Source organism: Streptomyces sp. NPDC007983, from assembly GCF_042958345.1.
Lineage (GTDB): Bacteria > Actinomycetota > Actinomycetes > Streptomycetales > Streptomycetaceae > Streptomyces.
In genome coordinates this window covers 328,703-344,777 of the sequence record NZ_JBIBJI010000009.1, presented here as the reverse complement: position 1 = coordinate 344,777, position 16,075 = coordinate 328,703, and the positions used below count along the sequence as shown (strand labels likewise).

The 16,075-nt window shown below is 71.1% G+C and carries 9 protein-coding genes; 2 read left to right on the top strand and 7 right to left on the bottom strand.

Going from position 1 to position 16,075, the window contains the following annotated elements; translation table 11 throughout:
• Window positions 1-223 precede the first annotated feature (223 nt).
• The 4 genes from ACFZCY_RS28125 to ACFZCY_RS28110 all read right to left on the bottom strand — a co-directional run bounded on the left by ACFZCY_RS28125 (window position 224) and on the right by ACFZCY_RS28110 (window position 5,286).
• Complete coding sequence (locus tag ACFZCY_RS28125; protein WP_391179080.1) at window positions 224-1,447, bottom strand: S8 family serine peptidase; 1,224 nt, start codon at window positions 1,445-1,447, stop codon at window positions 224-226.
• 163 nt (window positions 1,448-1,610) lie between these two features.
• Window positions 1,611-2,423, bottom strand: a complete 813-nt coding sequence (locus ACFZCY_RS28120) for a pectate lyase (RefSeq protein ID WP_391179077.1) — start codon at window positions 2,421-2,423, stop codon at window positions 1,611-1,613.
• Window positions 2,424-2,553: 130 nt separating this feature from the next.
• Window positions 2,554-3,348, bottom strand: a complete 795-nt coding sequence (locus ACFZCY_RS28115; protein ID WP_391179074.1) for a pectate lyase — start codon at window positions 3,346-3,348, stop codon at window positions 2,554-2,556.
• Between the two features lie 66 nt (window positions 3,349-3,414).
• Window positions 3,415-5,286: a rhamnogalacturonan lyase gene (locus tag ACFZCY_RS28110; RefSeq protein ID WP_391179072.1), complete on the bottom strand. Its 1,872-nt coding sequence runs from the start codon at window positions 5,284-5,286 to the stop codon at window positions 3,415-3,417.
• Window positions 5,287-5,485: 199 nt separating this feature from the next.
• Here ACFZCY_RS28110 and glgP point away from each other — a divergent pair, with 199 nt between their 5' ends.
• Together glgP and ACFZCY_RS28100 are read left to right on the top strand one after the other, a co-directional pair.
• Window positions 5,486-8,224 (top strand): alpha-glucan family phosphorylase, encoded by a 2,739-nt coding sequence (gene glgP, locus ACFZCY_RS28105; RefSeq protein WP_391179069.1) that lies wholly within the window; start codon window positions 5,486-5,488, stop codon window positions 8,222-8,224.
• Window positions 8,225-8,349: 125 nt separating this feature from the next.
• Complete coding sequence (locus ACFZCY_RS28100; RefSeq protein WP_391179066.1) at window positions 8,350-9,891, top strand: substrate-binding domain-containing protein; 1,542 nt, start codon at window positions 8,350-8,352, stop codon at window positions 9,889-9,891.
• A gap of 76 nt (window positions 9,892-9,967) precedes the next feature.
• Here ACFZCY_RS28100 and ACFZCY_RS28095 read toward each other — a convergent pair whose 3' ends face one another.
• The 3 genes from ACFZCY_RS28095 to ACFZCY_RS28085 form a co-directional block, all read right to left on the bottom strand.
• Window positions 9,968-11,560: a M4 family metallopeptidase gene (locus ACFZCY_RS28095; RefSeq protein ID WP_391179064.1), complete on the bottom strand. Its 1,593-nt coding sequence runs from the start codon at window positions 11,558-11,560 to the stop codon at window positions 9,968-9,970.
• A 152-nt stretch (window positions 11,561-11,712) separates the two neighbouring features.
• Window positions 11,713-13,353 carry a M4 family metallopeptidase gene (locus tag ACFZCY_RS28090; RefSeq protein ID WP_391179300.1) on the bottom strand — a complete coding sequence of 547 codons (1,641 nt, stop codon included), beginning with the start codon at window positions 13,351-13,353 and terminating at the stop codon, window positions 11,713-11,715.
• A 301-nt stretch (window positions 13,354-13,654) separates the two neighbouring features.
• Window positions 13,655-15,886 carry a M4 family metallopeptidase gene (locus ACFZCY_RS28085; protein ID WP_391179297.1) on the bottom strand — a complete coding sequence of 744 codons (2,232 nt, stop codon included), beginning with the start codon at window positions 15,884-15,886 and terminating at the stop codon, window positions 13,655-13,657.
• Between the last annotated feature and the right edge of the window lie 189 nt (window positions 15,887-16,075).

Here is a 16,075-nt window from a genome sequence, read left to right as displayed (position 1 = left end):
GGGCGATGGGTTGCGGGCATGACAGCTCCTGTCCGCGTTCACTCTGGTGGGCGGATGAGGTCGGCCATGGGGGCGCGTTCGGGAAGCCTTCCCACCGGATGCCGGGAGACAATCCGGGTTCCCGTTAACTACCCGTTCGTAACGCGGGGTGCATGGTTCGGTCCCGCGCGTATCCGTGCGGGACCGATGATATGACCGCAATCTGTGGTTGTCAGATGTCCTGTCAGTCTCCGACGCGCAGCAGGCGGTTCGGCGAACCGCGCCCGGCGTTCCGTACCGCGCCCTTGGTCGACTCGGCCATGAGCGCCGCGCTCACCCGGGCCGGGGTCGCCGCGGGGTGGGCGGCGAGGTAGAGCGCCGCCGCGCCCGCGACGTGGGGCGCCGCCATCGACGTCCCCGACAGCGTCGCGGCCGCCGTATCGCTCGCGTTGGACGCCGAGACGATCCGGTCGCCGGGCGCGAACAGGTCAACGGCCGGGCCCCAGTTGGAGAACGGCGAGCGGCGGTCGGCCCGGTCCGTCGCGCCCACCGTGATCGCCTGCTCCACCCGGCCCGGCGAGAACGAGCCCGCCGGCCGGTCCGCGTTGCCCGCCGCGACCGTGAAGGTGAGACCGGCGCGTATCCCGGCCCGTACGCCCGCGTCCCACTCCGGGACCGGCCCCGCGACCGCCGCCCCCAGGCTCAGGTTGACCACCGCCGGCTTCCGGGCGTGCTTCAGCACCCAGTCCAGACCGGCCAGCACCTCGGCGCTGGTGCCCTCGCCCCGGTCGTCCAGCACCCGTACGGCGACGATGTCCGCCCGCTTCGCCACCCCGTACTGCGTGCCGGCGGCGGTCGCGGCCACATGGGTGCCGTGGCCGTCGCCGTCCTGCGCGACCGGGTCGTCGTCCACGAAGTCCCAGCCGGAGCGGGCCCGGCCGCCGAAGTCCCGGTGGCTGGTGCGCACTCCGGAGTCGATGACGTAGATCGTCGTCCCGCGCCCGCCGTCGGCCGGTGCCGTATACGACCCGTCCAGCGCCCCGGTGGGCTGGTCGACCCGGTCCAGACCCCACGACGGCGGATACGCCTGGGTGGCGGTGGTGCCGGCGGTGGTGGTGGCGCGCAGCGACACCTCGGCGTCGCGGGTGACCGAGGCGACGCCCGGGTCCGCCGCGAGCCGCCTCGCCTGCGCCCCGTCCGCCCGCACGGCGAAGCCGTTCAGCGCGCTGCTGTACGTACGGCGCACCCTCGCCCCGTACTTCTCCACGATGCCCTTGCCCCGCGCGGACGACGCCGACGGCGCCCCCGCTCCCCGTTGCAGCGTCACGATGTAGGTGTGGCGCGCCGCCGCGCCCGCGGCCTGGGCGGGCAGCGCCCCGCCCGCGCCCAGCACCACCGCGGCGGCGGCCAGCGCCCCGGCCGTCCGGCGGCGGCCTCTGCTCCTCCTGGTGCTCCTCCTGTGCGCCATGGACGATCCCTCCCCGGCCCTCCCCGATGCGGAGGCGCCAGGGTCTCGTGGGGAGGGGGCCCCGGCAAGTGCGCATCAGGGGGCGGAACCGGCGCGCCGCGCCCGCCCCCGGGGAGGGGGCGGGCGCGGCGCGCGGTGAACCGTTCGACGCCCGCGGACGCGCCTACTTGTAGGTGATGTCGGACTCCTTGTAGAGGCAGGTCTTGGCGTCCGGGCCGGAGCCGGTCTCCTCGGGCTCCTCACCGGTGTCGTTGCCCTTGAAGCGGACGCAGGGGTCGATCTTCTTCTTGGTGTCGCCGATGATCGTGATGTTGCTGAGCTTCGCGGTGTCCCCGAAGTTCTCGTTGACGCCGACGAGGGACTTGCCCGGAGCGGTCACCTCCACGCCGTCCACCACGACCGCGCGCTTCTGCTGCTTGGAGCAGTTGCCGCACGAGCGGTAGAGCTTGCCGAAGTCCTGCACGGCGAAGTCGCGGATGGTGAGCGTGCCGCCGCCGTTGTGCTGGAAGACCTTGTCGTCGGCCTTGCGCGCGCCGCCGCCCTTGACGGTGTACGTGGCGTCGGCGCCGCCCAGGAAGGTGGCGGCGTCCTCGCCGACGTCCTCCCACCAGACGTTCTGCAGGGTGCAACTGCCCTCGCAGTGGATGCCGTCGGCGGCGGGGGAGCCGATGACGACGTTCTTCAGGGTGGCGCCGTCGGCCAGCTCGAACATCGCGGGCTGGCCCTCGTCCTGGCCGCCGTCGCCGAGTTCGCCCTCGCCGACGTAGCGCAGCATCTTGCCGTCGACGACCCCGGAGATCTTCTGCGTCTCGCTGACCGGCTTGTCGTCACCGGGGGTGGGCCACTCGGCGGACGCCGAGGCGGAGGAGAGCATCGTCCCGGCCGTGATCGCGCCGATGGTGAGGGCGGCGGCGCCGAGGCCGCCGATCAGGGCGCGCTTGCGGGTGGGACGCGGTCTGTGGTGCTGCCGTGCCATGGGTATCCATTCCGTGGGGGGAGTGGGGGGATGATGTACGCCCTGAAGTCGCCGCCGGTCCGGAAGACGTTGCCGCCCGGCCCGCGAAAAAATCACGGACCGGGCGGCGGACCTCACCTGCGCGCGCTGGCTACTTGTAGGTGATGTCGGAGCTGCTGTACTTGCAGTACGTGCCGTCGGCGTTGCTGCCGTTCTTCGTCGGCTCCTTGCCGGTGTTGTTCCCGATGTACTTCTGGCACGGGACGATCTTCTTGCTGCTGTCCCCGACGATCGTGACCTTGCGCAGGGTCAGCGAGTCCCCGTAGTTGGTGTTGATCCCGCCGATGACCTTGCCCGGCGCGGTGATCTCGGTGTTGCTCACGTTGATCGTGCGCTTGTACTGGCTGGAACAGTTGCCGCAGGAGCGGACGAAGGTCGAGAAGTCCTGGCCGGCGAAGTTGGAGATGTTGAGCGTGCCGCCGCCGTTGAACTGGAAGATCTTGTCCGATGCCTTGCGGGCGCCGCCCCCGATGACGTTGTACGTCTTGCCGGTGCCGCGGAAGGTGGCGGCGTCCTCGCCGACGTCCTCCCACCAGACGTTCTGCAGCGTGCAGCTGCCCTTGCAGTGGACGCCGTCGGCGGCCGGGGAGCCGATGATGACGTTCTTGAGGGTCGCGCCGTCGGCCAGCTCGAACAGCGGGCCCTGGTCCTCGTCCTGGCCGCCCGTGCCGAGGTCGCCGGAACCGTAGTAGCGCTTCATGCCGCCGTCGGTGGTCCCGCTGACGGGGATCGTCTTGGTGACCGCCTGCGGGGTGCCGCTGGGCGAGGGCCAGGTGGCGGCCGACGCGGCCGACAGCGACAGCCCGGTGGTGATCGCGCCCGCGGTCAGGGCGATGGCGCCGAGGGCGCCGCCGATCGCCCGCCGCCTCGTGCGTGGTTCAGCCATGTCACAGCTCCTTGTGCGGAAGGGGGTTTTCCGAGGTGGTGCGAGGGATGGTGATCAGGGGGTGGCTCAGGGGGTGGTGATGGACGGCCGCGGAGGGGTGGCCATCTTGTTGCCGATGAAGAAGCTGGGGTGCGGCGGCTGGTTGTAGGCGGTGTTCTGCCAGGCCAGCGCCTCCCGGTACTGCCGGTCGTGCAGCAGCGTCGTGATCCGCCGGTCGGTCTCGTACGGCGTGGAGTAGATCCGCAGCGCCTTGTTGTCGCTGGTCGGCCAGATCACCTCCTCGCGCCAGTCGCCGAGGATGTCGCCGGACAGCGACGGGTTGGCCTTGGTGCCGTTGTTGGAGTGCACCCCGGAGCCGGTGAGCTGCCGGGTCTCGCCCGACGTGCCGTACTTGTCGATGTGCGTACCGTCCAGCAGCTCGCGCACCGGGTCGCCGTCCCACCAGGACAGGAAGTTCATGGACGACGGCTTGCGGCCCTTGGCGGCACCGGAGGCCGAGCGGATCTGGTCGTCCTTCGCGGACCACATCTCGGCGCCGTCGTTGCCCGCCCAGATGTCACCGGCCACCCCGCGCCCGTTGTCGCCGCCCGCCGGGGTCGTCCAGAGCACCTGGCCGGTCCTGGCGTCGGCCAGGTACGAGGACGGCTTGGAGGAGTCCTCGTCCACCTTGAAGTACTCCAGGCCCGGCCGGGACGGGTCGAGGTCGCCCAAGTGGGCCGCGTCGCCGTGGCCGTTCTTCGTCGTCCACAGCCCGGAGCCGTTGTCGTCCACGGCCATCGAGCCGTAGACGATCTCGTCCTTGCCGTCGCCGTCGACATCACCGATCGCCAGCGCGTGGTTGCCCTGCCCGTCGTAGCCCTTGCCGCTGTTGGTGGAGCTGTTGGTGTCGAACGTCCACTTGCGGGTCAGCTGGCCGCCCTTGAAGTCCCAGGCGGCGATGACGGTGCGGGTGTAGTAGCCGCGCGCCGCGATCAGGGAGGGCGTGGAGCCGTTCAGATACGCCGTCCCGGCCAGGAAGCGGTCCACCCGGTTGCCGTACGAGTCGCCCCATGAGGAGACCGTGCCGCGCGCCGGGACGTAGTCCACGGTGGACATCGCGGCGCCGGTGCTCCCGTTGAACATCGTCAGGAACTCGGGGCCGCTGAGCACGTAGCCGCTGGAGTTGCGGTAGTCGGCGGACGCGCTGCCGATCGTCTTGCCCGTGCCGTCGACCGTGCCGTCCGCGGTCTTCATCGCGACCTCGGCCCGGCCGTCGCCGTCGTAGTCGTACACCTGGAACTGGGTGTAGTGCGCGCCGGAGCGGATGTTACGGCCCAGGTCGATGCGCCACAGCCGCTTGCCCTGGAGGGTGTAGCCGTCCACGATCGTGTTGCCCGTGACGCCGGACTGCGAGTTGTCCTTCGCGTTCGTCGGCTGCCACTTGAGGACGAGGTCGAGGTCGCCGTCGCCGTCCAGGTCGCCCACGGAGGCGTCGTTGGCCTCGTACGTGTAGTCGGACCCGGCGGCCGGGGGCGAGATCGGGACATCGAGATAGCCCGAGCGGAACTGGAGGGCGGCGGGGGAGGCGGCCTGCTCCGCGCCGTTCACCACGGCGCGCACGGTGTACGTCTCCGTGGCCGCCGCGCCCTTGTCCAGGTAGTTGGTCGAACCCGTGATCGGGGACGCGTTGACCTTCGTGGACCCGCGGTAGACGTTGAAGGCGACGTTGGACGGGTCGGTCGCGAGCCAGCGCCAGCTGACCAGGTTGTCGCTGCCCGAGCGGACGCTGACCAGGCCCCGGTCCAGCTTCTCCAGCTGGGCGGCCGCGGCCTTCGCCCTGGCCCCCTTACCGGTCTCGTTGTCCGTCTCGGCGGCTCCCGAGACGCTCGCCAGACCGGTGACGGTCAGCGCGCCCACCGCGAGCGCCGCGGCCAGCGTCCGCGGGCGGCCGAGCGGCACGCGCGCGGCGTGTCTGGGCGGATGACCTGGCGGGGGCTGCGATCTGTCCCGGATACGCACGGGGCCTCCAAGGCATGGGGGGAAGTGAACGCCCCCTAGTCGTCGCCCTGGCCGGAAAGGTTGCCGCCTCCCGACCGAACTTCGCGGGGCTCGGGCGAAACAGCCGAAACGGGGCGCGTCGGCCGCTACCGTCGAAGGTGTGAAGGCCATCCGTCGCTTCAGCGTGCGTCCCGTGCTCCCGGAACCCCTACGACCGCTTCACCGGCTGGCGCGCAATCTGCGCTGGTCGTGGCACCCCGAGACCCGCGAGCTGTTCGAGGCCATGGACCCCGAGGGCTGGCGGGCCTGCAGCGGCGACCCGGTGCGGCTGCTGAGCGCCGTACCCGTCGCCCGGCTGGCGGAACTCGCCGCGGACCGCGGCTTCCTGCGGCGGCTCGGTGCGGCCGCCGAGGACCTGGACGACTATATGAACGCCCCCCGCTGGTACCAGGGCCGCACAGCGGCCGCCCCGGACCGGTCGGACGCCCCGCCCCCGGCGGACCGGTCGGACGCCCCGCCCCCGGCGGACCGGTCGGCCGGTGCGGCCCCGTCGGCCGGTGCGGCCCCGGCCGGGCCCACGGCCGGGGTCCGGGAGCCGGGGGGAGCCGACGTGTCCCCCCGACTGCCCGCCGCCATCGCCTACTTCTCGCCAGAGTTCGGCATCACCGCCGCGCTGCCCCAGTACTCCGGCGGGCTCGGCATCCTCGCCGGTGACCACCTCAAGGCCGCCAGCGACCTCGGCGTCCCTCTCATCGGCGTCGGACTGCTCTACCGCCACGGCTACTTCCGGCAGTCCCTCTCCCGCGAGGGCTGGCAGCAGGAGCAGTACCCCGTCCTCGACCCCAACGAGCTGCCGCTCACCCTGCTGCACGAGCCCGGCGCGGGCGTCGGCCGCCCGGCGCGGGTCACGCTCGCCCTCCCCGGCGGCCGCCCGCTGCACGCGCAGATCTGGCAGGCCCAGGTCGGCCGGGTGCCGCTGCTGCTGCTCGACTCGGACGTGGAAGGCAACGGCCCCGGTGAGCGCGATGTCACCGACCGGCTCTACGGCGGCGGCAGCGAGCACCGGCTGCTGCAGGAGATGCTGCTCGGCATCGGCGGGGTGCGCGCGGTGCGCGCGTACTGCCGTATCACCGGGCACGCCGCGCCCGAGGTCTTCCACACCAACGAGGGCCACGCCGGATTCCTCGGCCTGGAGCGCATCCGCGAACTCGTGGACACGACGGAGGCGGACTTCGCGTCCGCCCACGAGACCGTACGGGCCGGCACCGTCTTCACCACCCACACCCCGGTGCCCGCCGGGATCGACCGGTTCGACCGCGACCTCGTCGCCCGCCACTTCGGGGACGACGGCGAACTGCCCGGCATCGGCGTCGAGCGCGTCCTCGCCCTCGGCCGGGAGACCTACCCCGGCGGCGAGCCCGGCCTGTTCAACATGGCCGTCATGGGGCTGCGGCTGGCCCAGCGCGCCAACGGGGTCTCCACCCTCCACGGCGAGGTCAGCCGCGAGATGTTCGCCGGTCTGTGGCCCGGCTTCGACGCCGACGAGGTGCCCATCACCTCCGTCACCAACGGCGTCCACGCGCCCACCTGGCGCGCCCCCGAGGTCACCCGGCTCGGCGCCCGCCAGTTCGGCCACCTCCCCGCCGCCGAACTGTGGGAACTGCGCCGCACCCTGCGCAAGCAGCTCGTCGCCGAGGTACGGCAGCGGCTGTACGCCTCGTGGCGGCAGCGCGGCGCGGGCACCGCCGAACTGGGCTGGATCGACTCCGTCCTCGACCCCGACGTCCTCACCATCGGCTTCGCCCGCCGCGTCCCCTCGTACAAGCGGCTCACCCTCATGCTGCGCGACCGCGACCGGCTCACCGAGCTGCTGCTGCACCCCGAGCGGCCCCTCCAGATCGTCGTCGCGGGCAAGGCCCACCCGGCCGACGACGGCGGCAAGCGTCTCGTCCAGGAACTCGTCCGCTTCGCCGACGACCCCCGGGTGCGGCACCGCCTGGTCTTCCTCCCGGACTACGGCATGGGCATGGCCCAGAAGCTCTACCCCGGCTGCGACGTCTGGCTCAACAACCCGCTGCGCCCGCTGGAGGCCTGCGGCACCAGCGGCATGAAGGCCGCCCTCAACGGCTGCCTCAACCTCTCCGTCCTCGACGGCTGGTGGGACGAGTGGTACGAACCCGACTTCGGCTGGGCCATCCCCACCGCCGACGGCTCCGCCGTCGACGACGACCGCCGCGACGACCTGGAGGCGGCCGCCCTCTACGAGCTGCTGGAGAACCGGGTCGCACCGCAGTTCTACGACCGCGGCCCCGACGGCCTCCCCGGCCACTGGATCGACATGGTGCGCCAGACCCTCACCACCCTCGCCCCCAAGGTGCACGCGGGACGCATGGTGCGCGAGTACGTCGAGCGGCTCTACGCCCCGGCCGCCCGCGCCCACCGCGCCCTCGACCGCGCCACGGCCCGCGACCTGTCCGCCTGGAAGACCCGGGTCCGCGAGGCATGGCCCCAGGTGGCCGTGGACCACGTCGAAACCCGGCTCACCCCGCCCGCCCCCGGCGGTGCCGCCGAGCTCGGCTCCTCCCTCTCCCTCCGCGTCCAGGTCCGCCTCGGCGGCCTCGACCCCACCGACGTCGAGGTCCAGGCCGTGGCGGGCCGGGTGGACGAGGCCGACCGCCTGACCGACACCACCGCCATCCCCCTCAAGCCCACCTCCGGCCCCGACGACGAGGGCCGCCACCTCTACGAAATCCCCCTCGCCCTCGACCGCACGGGCCCCTTCGGCTACACCGTCCGCGTCCTCCCCACCCACCCCCTCCTGGCCACCCCCGCCGAACTCGGCCTCACCGCCCTCCCCTCCGAAACCACCTCCGAGGCCGCGGGAGTCCTGATGCGCTGAGCCGGTCGGCCATGGTGGTTGAACGGACGACGAACACTGCGGGATGTTTTGGCCATGGCCGCCCGATGTCCGATATGGGCTCGTACATTCACCCCCCAAGACACGCGTCTGACGGGGGAAAAGACATGGAGTGGCTGGAACAGCTGCTGGCTCCGGAGAATCTGCTGGCGCTCCTCGGCGTCGTCGTCACGGTCGGCGGGCTGTCCTATGAGCGGCTGATCCCGGGGCGGAAGCGCATCGGATACCGCGTGCAGATGGACACGCTGATAGACGACAGCGCCCAGGACGGGCAGATGCATCAGCGGCTGCGGATGCTGGAGAACACCCCGGATCTGGCCGGAGCCTCACTGGTGCTGCTGCGGATCGAGAACGACGGCTTCCGCAGCATCGACACGGACGACTACATCACCGCACCGGTGACGAACCACCGTGGGCTCACCGCGACCTTCCCGAACCGGATCGTGCGGGACGTGGCGGTGACCGAGCCCAGCCATCCGGATCTGCTGCGGCATCTGCCGCAGCACGGCAGCGCGGAGCGGCCCGGGCTGATCTGCCAGAACCACGAGATCTCCCTGCCGCGGGTGCCGCTGAACAAGGGGGACCACTTCAAACTGCTGGTGCTGCTGACGGGCGCCGGGACGGACAAGCCGCCGCATGTGGGCGGGCGCATCAGGGAAGGCCGGATCCGGAACAACGAGAAGTTCCGGCGGCCCAGCAACCGGATGCTGGGGCTCATCGGGAGCCTGCTGGCCCTGCTGATCCTGCAGCCGTTCGGCACACAGCTGTGGCAGGACCATCCGCTGCCGCGCGGATGCGCCGAGGGGACGCTGACGATCGTCGGCTCGACCGCGTTCAGCCCGGTGGCGCGGGATCTGGGCGGGGCGTACGAGAGCGACTGCGCCGGTGCCCGCGTCGAGGTGCGGGCGGAGGGCAGCGGGCGCGGCACCGGCACGCTGCGCGAGGCGGGGGAGGCGGCGAAGGGCGGGTTCCCCTCGTACCTCGCGTTCTCCGACGGCCAGGACGGGGAGGGGGACCCGAAGCTCAAGGAGCACCTGGTGGCGCTGTCCGTCTTCAGCGTGGTGCTGAACAAGGACGTCCGGCTGCCGGATCTGTCGCTCACGGATCTGCGCGGGCTGTACTCGGGCCGGATCACCAACTGGAAGCGGCTCCCCGGCGGCCCCGATCTGCCGGTGCGGCTGGTGAGCCGGGACGCGAAGTCGGGAACGCGCGGGGTGTTCGAGAAGCGGGTGCTGGGCGACAACGAGATCTCCCGCACCTCCGACAACTGCCGGACCCTGAAATTCCGCAAGGACGCCGTCATCCGCTGTGAACTCGACAGCACCGACGAGGTGTTGCGGACCGTGGCGGACACCCCCGGCGCCATCGGCTACGCCGAACTGCACTCCGCCGAAGCCGGCGCCGCCAAGGGGAGCCTGCGGCTGCCGGCCCTGGACGGGCGCAGGCCCTCCGTCGAGGCGGTGCGGGAGCGGACGTACCCCTTCTGGGAGCCGGAGTACGCGTACACCTACACGCGGCCGCCCGCGAACTCCCTGACCTCGAAGTTCCTCGACTATCTGGCGGGGGACACCGGACGGAACGTCATCGAGAAGCACGGCCATCTGCCGTGCTCGGTGCCGGAGAACCAGCGGGCCTGCCAGGCGGGTTGAGCCGGTCCGGCCGCTCCCGGACGCTTCCGGCCGGGCGGGCCACGGGGCCCGCCCGGCCGTTGTCAGCTCGGGGGCGTCACTTGACGTTGACGCCGCCCCAGGCGTTGTTGACCGCCTTGTACTCGGTGCTGTTGGCGCCGTACAGCTTCTTCGCGGCGTTGAGCGTCGCGGTGCGGGCCTTGGCGTAGTTGGTGGTCGAGGTCATGTACGTGGTCAGGGCCTTGTACCAGATCTTCTCGGCCTTGGCGCGGCCGATGCCCTTGACGACCCGGCCGTCCTTGGTCGGGCTGTTGTACGTGACACCGCCGATGACCTTGCGGCCACTGCCCTCGGCCAGCAGGTAGAAGAAGTGGTTGGCGATGCCGGAGGTGAAGTGCGGGTCGTCCTCGCCGACGCCGCTCTTCCAGTAGTCGTAGGACAGCCCGTCCTTGCTGGGCTTGTCCATGTAGCGCAGCGGGGTGCCGTCGCCGTTGATGTCGATCTTCTCGCCGATGAGGTAGTCACCGGGGTCCTTGGCGTTCTTGGAGTAGAACTCGACGGCGGTGCCGAAGATGTCCGAGGTCGCCTCGTTGAGGCCGCCGGACTCGCCGGAGTACTCCAGGTTGGCGGTGGCCGAGGTGAGGCCGTGGCTCATCTCGTGGGCCGCGACGTCGAGCGAGGTGAGCGGATTCTTGTTGCCCTCGCCGTCGCCGTAGGTCATGCAGAAGCAGGCGTCGTCCCAGAAGGCGTTCTGGTACGCGTCACCGTAGTGGACGCGGGAGTACGCGGCCTTGCCGTTGCCCTTGATGCCGTTGCGGCCGAGGACCTTCTTGTAGTAGTCCCAGGTCATGGCGGCGCCGTACTGGACGTCCACGGCGGCGGTCTGCGCGATGGTGGGCTTGCCGTTGCCCCAGACGTTGTCGGCGTCGTAGAACGCCGACCCCTTCTTGGTGTCGTCCCACGAGTGCTTGGAGTTGTACGTCTGGTGGCCGCCGCGCGCGGTGTCCTTCATCAGCCACTGGCTGCCGCTCTTGACCGAGCCGACGGCGACCTTGCCGTTGTGCTGGCCGGTGCCGGTGCCGGTCTCGATGGCCTGGTACTCGTACAGCTTCTTGCCGCTGTCGGCGTCGGTGATGACGTGCAGCCGGTTCGGCGTGCCGTCCTTCTGGAGGCCGCCGATGACGGTCTCGTACGCCAGGACGGGCTTGCCGGTGGCGGCCCAGATCACCTTGCGCGGGGCGCGCTCGGTGGTGGCGCCGGTGACGTCGGCGGCCTTCGCGGCGGCCAGGGCGGTGCGCTGGGCACCGGAGGCGGCGAAGGAGGCGCGGGTGTCGGCGACCTTGATGCGCGCGTCGGTGGCCTTGGTGACGCCCTCCTTGGCGCCGCTGGGCGCCTGGTGGACGATCAGGTCGCCGCCGAGGACCGGGAGTCCGTCGTAGGTGCGCTCGTAGCGGGTGTGGGTGGAGCCGTCGGCGTCCTTGACGACGTCACGGACGATCAGCTTCTCCTTGCCGCCGAGCCCGAGGGACGCGGCGGTGCCGGACTTCGGAGTGGCCGCGCCCGCGGGGGCCGCGGTGGCACCGGCGGCGAGCAGGGAGGCGGCCAGGGTGGCCGCTCCGGCGGCGAGGGCGGTACGCGAGCGTCTGTGACGGGATATACCGGATATGGCAGACGTCGAGCGTGAATCCACGCGTATCTCCTGTTGTCATGGGAGGTTGGCCGACGTGTCGGTCAACCGGGCAAAGATGTGTCTTTGCTGTGAAGAAAACATACCGGTGCCCGGGGACAATCCCCGGGCACCGGCTGCATGTCGTGCGTTACGCATCGGTAACGCCGTCGCGTCTACTTCACGTTGACCCCGGCCCAGGCGGCGTCGACGCCCTTGGCCTCGGGGCTGTCCTTCCCATAGAGGTCGTTCGCGGCCTTCTGGGTTGCCTCACGCGCCGCGTGATAGTCCGTGGTGGAGGTCATGTATGTGGTGAGGGCCTTGAACCAGATCTTCTCGGCCTTGTCCCGCCCGATGCCCTCGACCTTCTTGCCGTCGGAGGTCGGGCTGTCGTACTTGACGCCGCCGATCTCCTTGGCGCCGCTGCCCTCGGACAGCAGGTAGAAGAAGTGGTTGGCGACACCGGAGGAGTAGTGGACGTCGAGGTCGCCGACCTTCTCGGACCAGGCGTCCGCGGACTCGCCGTCCTTGCTGGGCTTGTCCATGTAGCGCAGCGGGGTGCCGTCGCCGTTGATGTCGATCTTCTCGCCGATGAGGTAGTCACCGGGGTCTTCGGTGTTCTTGGCGTTGAACTCGACGGCGGAGCCGAAGATGTCGGAGGTGGCCTCGTTGAGGCCGCCGGACTCGCCGCTGTACTCCAGGCCCGCGGTCTTGGAGGTGACGCCGTGGGTCATCTCGTGCGCCGCGACGTCGAGGGCGGTCAGCGGGGCCTTGTTGCCCTCCCCGTCGCCGTACGTCATGCAGAAGCAGGAGTCTTCCCAGAACGCGTTGACGTAGTTGTCGCCGTAGTGGACGCGGGACGTGGCGGCCTTGCCGTCGCCGCCGATGCCGTCGCGGCCGTGCACCTTCTTGTAGTAGTCCCAGGTGGTGGCGGCGCCGTAGTGGGCGTCCACGGCGGCGGTCTGCGGGTCGTCGCCCTTGCCGTTGCCCCAGGCGTCGTCCTCGTCGGTGAACGCCTTGCCCTCGCCGTCCTCCTTGTTCTCCAGGTTGAGGGTCTTGTGGCCGCCGCGGTCGGCGTCGGTCAGGGTGTAGCCGCTGCCCTCCTTGGAGGTGCCCAGCTCCACCTTGCCGCTGTACTCGCTCTGGCCGCTGCCGGTTTCGACGCCCTGGCGCTCGTAGAGCTTCTTGCCGGTGGCCGCGTCGGTGATGACATGCAGCTCGTTCGGGGTGCCGTCCTTCTGGACGCCGCCGACGACGGTTTCGTACGCCAGGACCGGCTTGCCGGTGGCGGCCCAGATCACCTTGTGCGGGGTCCGCGCCTTCGCCTGCGTGCTGTCGTCTGCTCGGGCAGCCTTCACGGCGGTCCGCGCGGCGGTGCTCGGGGCGGCCTCGGCCTGGGTGGTGGCGACCTTGACGGTGGCCTCGGTGGCCTTGCTGACGCCGCTCACCTTGCCGCTTCTGGCCTGGTGGACCACCAGGTCTCCGCCGAGGACGGGGAGTCCGTCGTAGGTGCGGTCGTAGCGGGTGTGGGTGGTGCCGTCGGCGTCCTTGATGACGTCCTTGACGACCAGCTTCTCCTTCGCGCCGAGGCCGAGGGTCTTCGCCGTGTCGGCCTTGGTGGCGTTCGCGTCGCGCAGCAGCTCGGCGCGGGCGGACGCGGTGAGCTTGGCGGGCTGGGCGCCCGCGCGGGCTCCCGCGTCGGCCGGTGCGGCACCGGCCGATCCGGTGGTGAGTCCGGTGGCCAGCAGCGCGGCGGTGGCGACCGCGGCACCGGCGGCGATCGCCGAACGGCGCTTTCCGCCCCCGGATATGGGCATGCTGAAGGTCTTGCTCACGCTAACTCCCTCGTTGCTGTGGGGGGTCAGTGCCGGGCAGCGGGATGCGCGGCACGGCACTGAACAAGAGGTACTGGTGCGTAATGCGTGGGCAGACTGTCATACAAGCCGCGGACATGTCACGGGTTTCCCGGCGGGTCTGGCGGAAATTGTTCATGGAATCGCGCATGGAATCGCGCATGGAGACGCCGCCAGGAGGAGTCGGGTCACTCCTGGCGGCGCCTGGTTCTGGTGGTTCACCGCCGCGAAGGGCGGGGGTTCGGATGAGGTTCCGGACGGGGTGTCAGAAGGTCAGCTTCCAGCCGTTGATGGTGCCGGAGTCCTGCGGGTAGATGTCCTGGACCTTGAGGTTCCAGGTGCCGACCGCGGTCTCGGAGGAGGCGTCCACGGTGTACGTGGCCTTCACGTCGTCCGCCGAGTCGAAGAGGCTGGAGTCCTTGAGCCGGTAGGCCGTACCGTCCGGGGCGATCAGGTCGATCACCAGGTCACCGCGGTAGCTGTGAGTGATGTCCACGGCCACCTGGAGGGCGGACGGGGCGTTCCCGGCCCGGCTCACGGTGATCGGGGAGGTGACGGCGTTCCCTCCGTCCGGAATGGCGACGTCCGTGGTGTTCTCGAAGACGTTGCCGCCGGTGGTGTTGACGGTCCAGGTGAACGACGCGGTGCCGGTCTTGCCCGCCGAGTCGGTCACCGTCACGGTCACCGCGCCGGTGCCCTCGGTGGTCGGTGTGCCGGAGATCAGGCCGGTGGCGGAGTCGAGCGAGAGGCCCGCCGGCAGCCCGGTGGCCGCGTAGCTCAGCGCGCCCGGGTTGGAGCTGGTGGCCTTGATCTGCACGCTGGTGGCCTGGCCGACGATGCTGGTCTGGTCGCCGGGCGGGGTGACGGTGACGCCGTCGGCGATACGGGTGCCGACGTTCACCCCCGCCCAGGCGTTCGCCACCGCGTTGTACTGGGGGCTGCCCTGGCCGTACAGCTCGCCCGCCGCCCACAGCGTCGCCTCGCGCGCGGCGGCGTAGTTGGTGTTGGACGTCATGCGCTGGCTGAGGGCCTTGAACCACACCTGCTCGGCGGCGTCCCGGCCGATGCCGGTGACCGGCAGCCCGTCGGAGGTCGGGCTGTTGTAGCTGACGCCGTTGATCACCTTGGCGCCGCTGCCCTCGGAGAGCAGGTAGAAGAAGTGGTTGGCGACACCGGACGAGTAGTGCACGTCCACGTTGCCGACGCCCGAGTACCAGCTGTCCTTGGAGGCGCCGTCCTTGCTGGGCTTGTCCATGTAGCGCAGCGGGGTGCCGTCGCCGTTGATGTCGATCTTCTCGCCGACGAGGTAGTCGCCCACGTCGGCCGCGTTGTCCGCGTAGAACTCGACCGCCGCGGCGAAGATGTCGGAGGTGCCCTCGTTGAGGCCGCCGGACTCGCCGCTGTAGACCAGCTTGGCGGTGGCCGCGGTGACGCCGTGGCTCATCTCGTGCGCCGCCACGTCGATCGAGGTCAGCGGCTTGGCGTTGCCGGAGCCGTCGCCGTACGTCATGCAGAAGCAGGCGTCCTGCCAGAAGGCGTTGACATAGCCGCTGCTGTAGTGGACCCGGGAGTACGCGCCCACGCCGTCGCCCCGGATACCGCTGCGGCCGTGCACGTTCTTGTAGTAGTCCCACGTCTCGGCGGCGCCGTAGTGCGCGTCGACCCCGGCGGTGGCGGCGTCGGCGGTGGTGCCGCTGCCCCAGACGTCGTCGGCGTCGGTGAACAGGGTGCCGGTGCCCGAGGTGCCGCGGTTCAGGTTGTACGTCTTGTGGCTGCCGCGCCCGGTGTCGGTCAGGCTGTACGAGCCCGCGCTGCCCGAGGTGCCGAGGTCGACCTGCCCGCTGTACTGGCTCTTGCCGGTGCCGTTCTTGACGCCCTGGTACTGGAACAGCTTGCTTCCGGTGGCCGCGTCACTGATGACGTGCAGCTCGTTGGGCGTGCCGTCCTCCTGGAGGCCGCCGACGACGGTCTCGTACGCGAGCGTCGGCCTGCCGTCCGCCGCCCAGACCACCTTGCGCGGCGCCCGCTCCGCCGCGGTCTTCCGCGAGCCCTGCGCGTCGGCGGCCTGCACGGCGGCCTTCTCGGCGGTGGCGGGCTTGACGGCCGCGGTGGTCGTCGGGACCGTCAGCCGGGCCTTGGTGGCCTTCGCGACCGTCTCCACCGCGCCGCTCTTGGCGCGGTCCACGACCAGATCGCCGCCGAGGACGGGAAGCCCGGCGTAGGTGCGCTCGTAGCGGGTGTGGGTGGTGCCGTCGGCGTCCTTGATGACGTCCTTGACGACCAGCTTCTCCTGAGACCCGAGGCCCAGCGTCTTCGCGGTGGCGGCCTTCGCGGAAGCGGTGTCGGCGGCGCGGATCAGCGCCGTGCGGGCCGCGGGGGACAGCTGCGCGGGCAGCGCGCCGGGGCGGGCCTTGGCGGCCATCGTGCCGCCCGCGGCCGTGGCGGCGTCGCCCGTGCGTGCGGTCGCGGGACCGGTCTGGACACCGACGACGATCATCGCGGCGGCGGCCACGAGGGCGCCGGCCGCGGCGCCGCGTCGGTGGGGTCTGTGAGGTCTGAGGTGCCGTTGGGGGAAGGGTCTCACGCTGACTCCTTCTGCGCTGGCCGCGCGATGGCGCGGCCGGGACGACCGGACGGCTGGTTCGCCACCCGGGCAGGGCATGGCGGAGCACGTGGTACGGGGTGT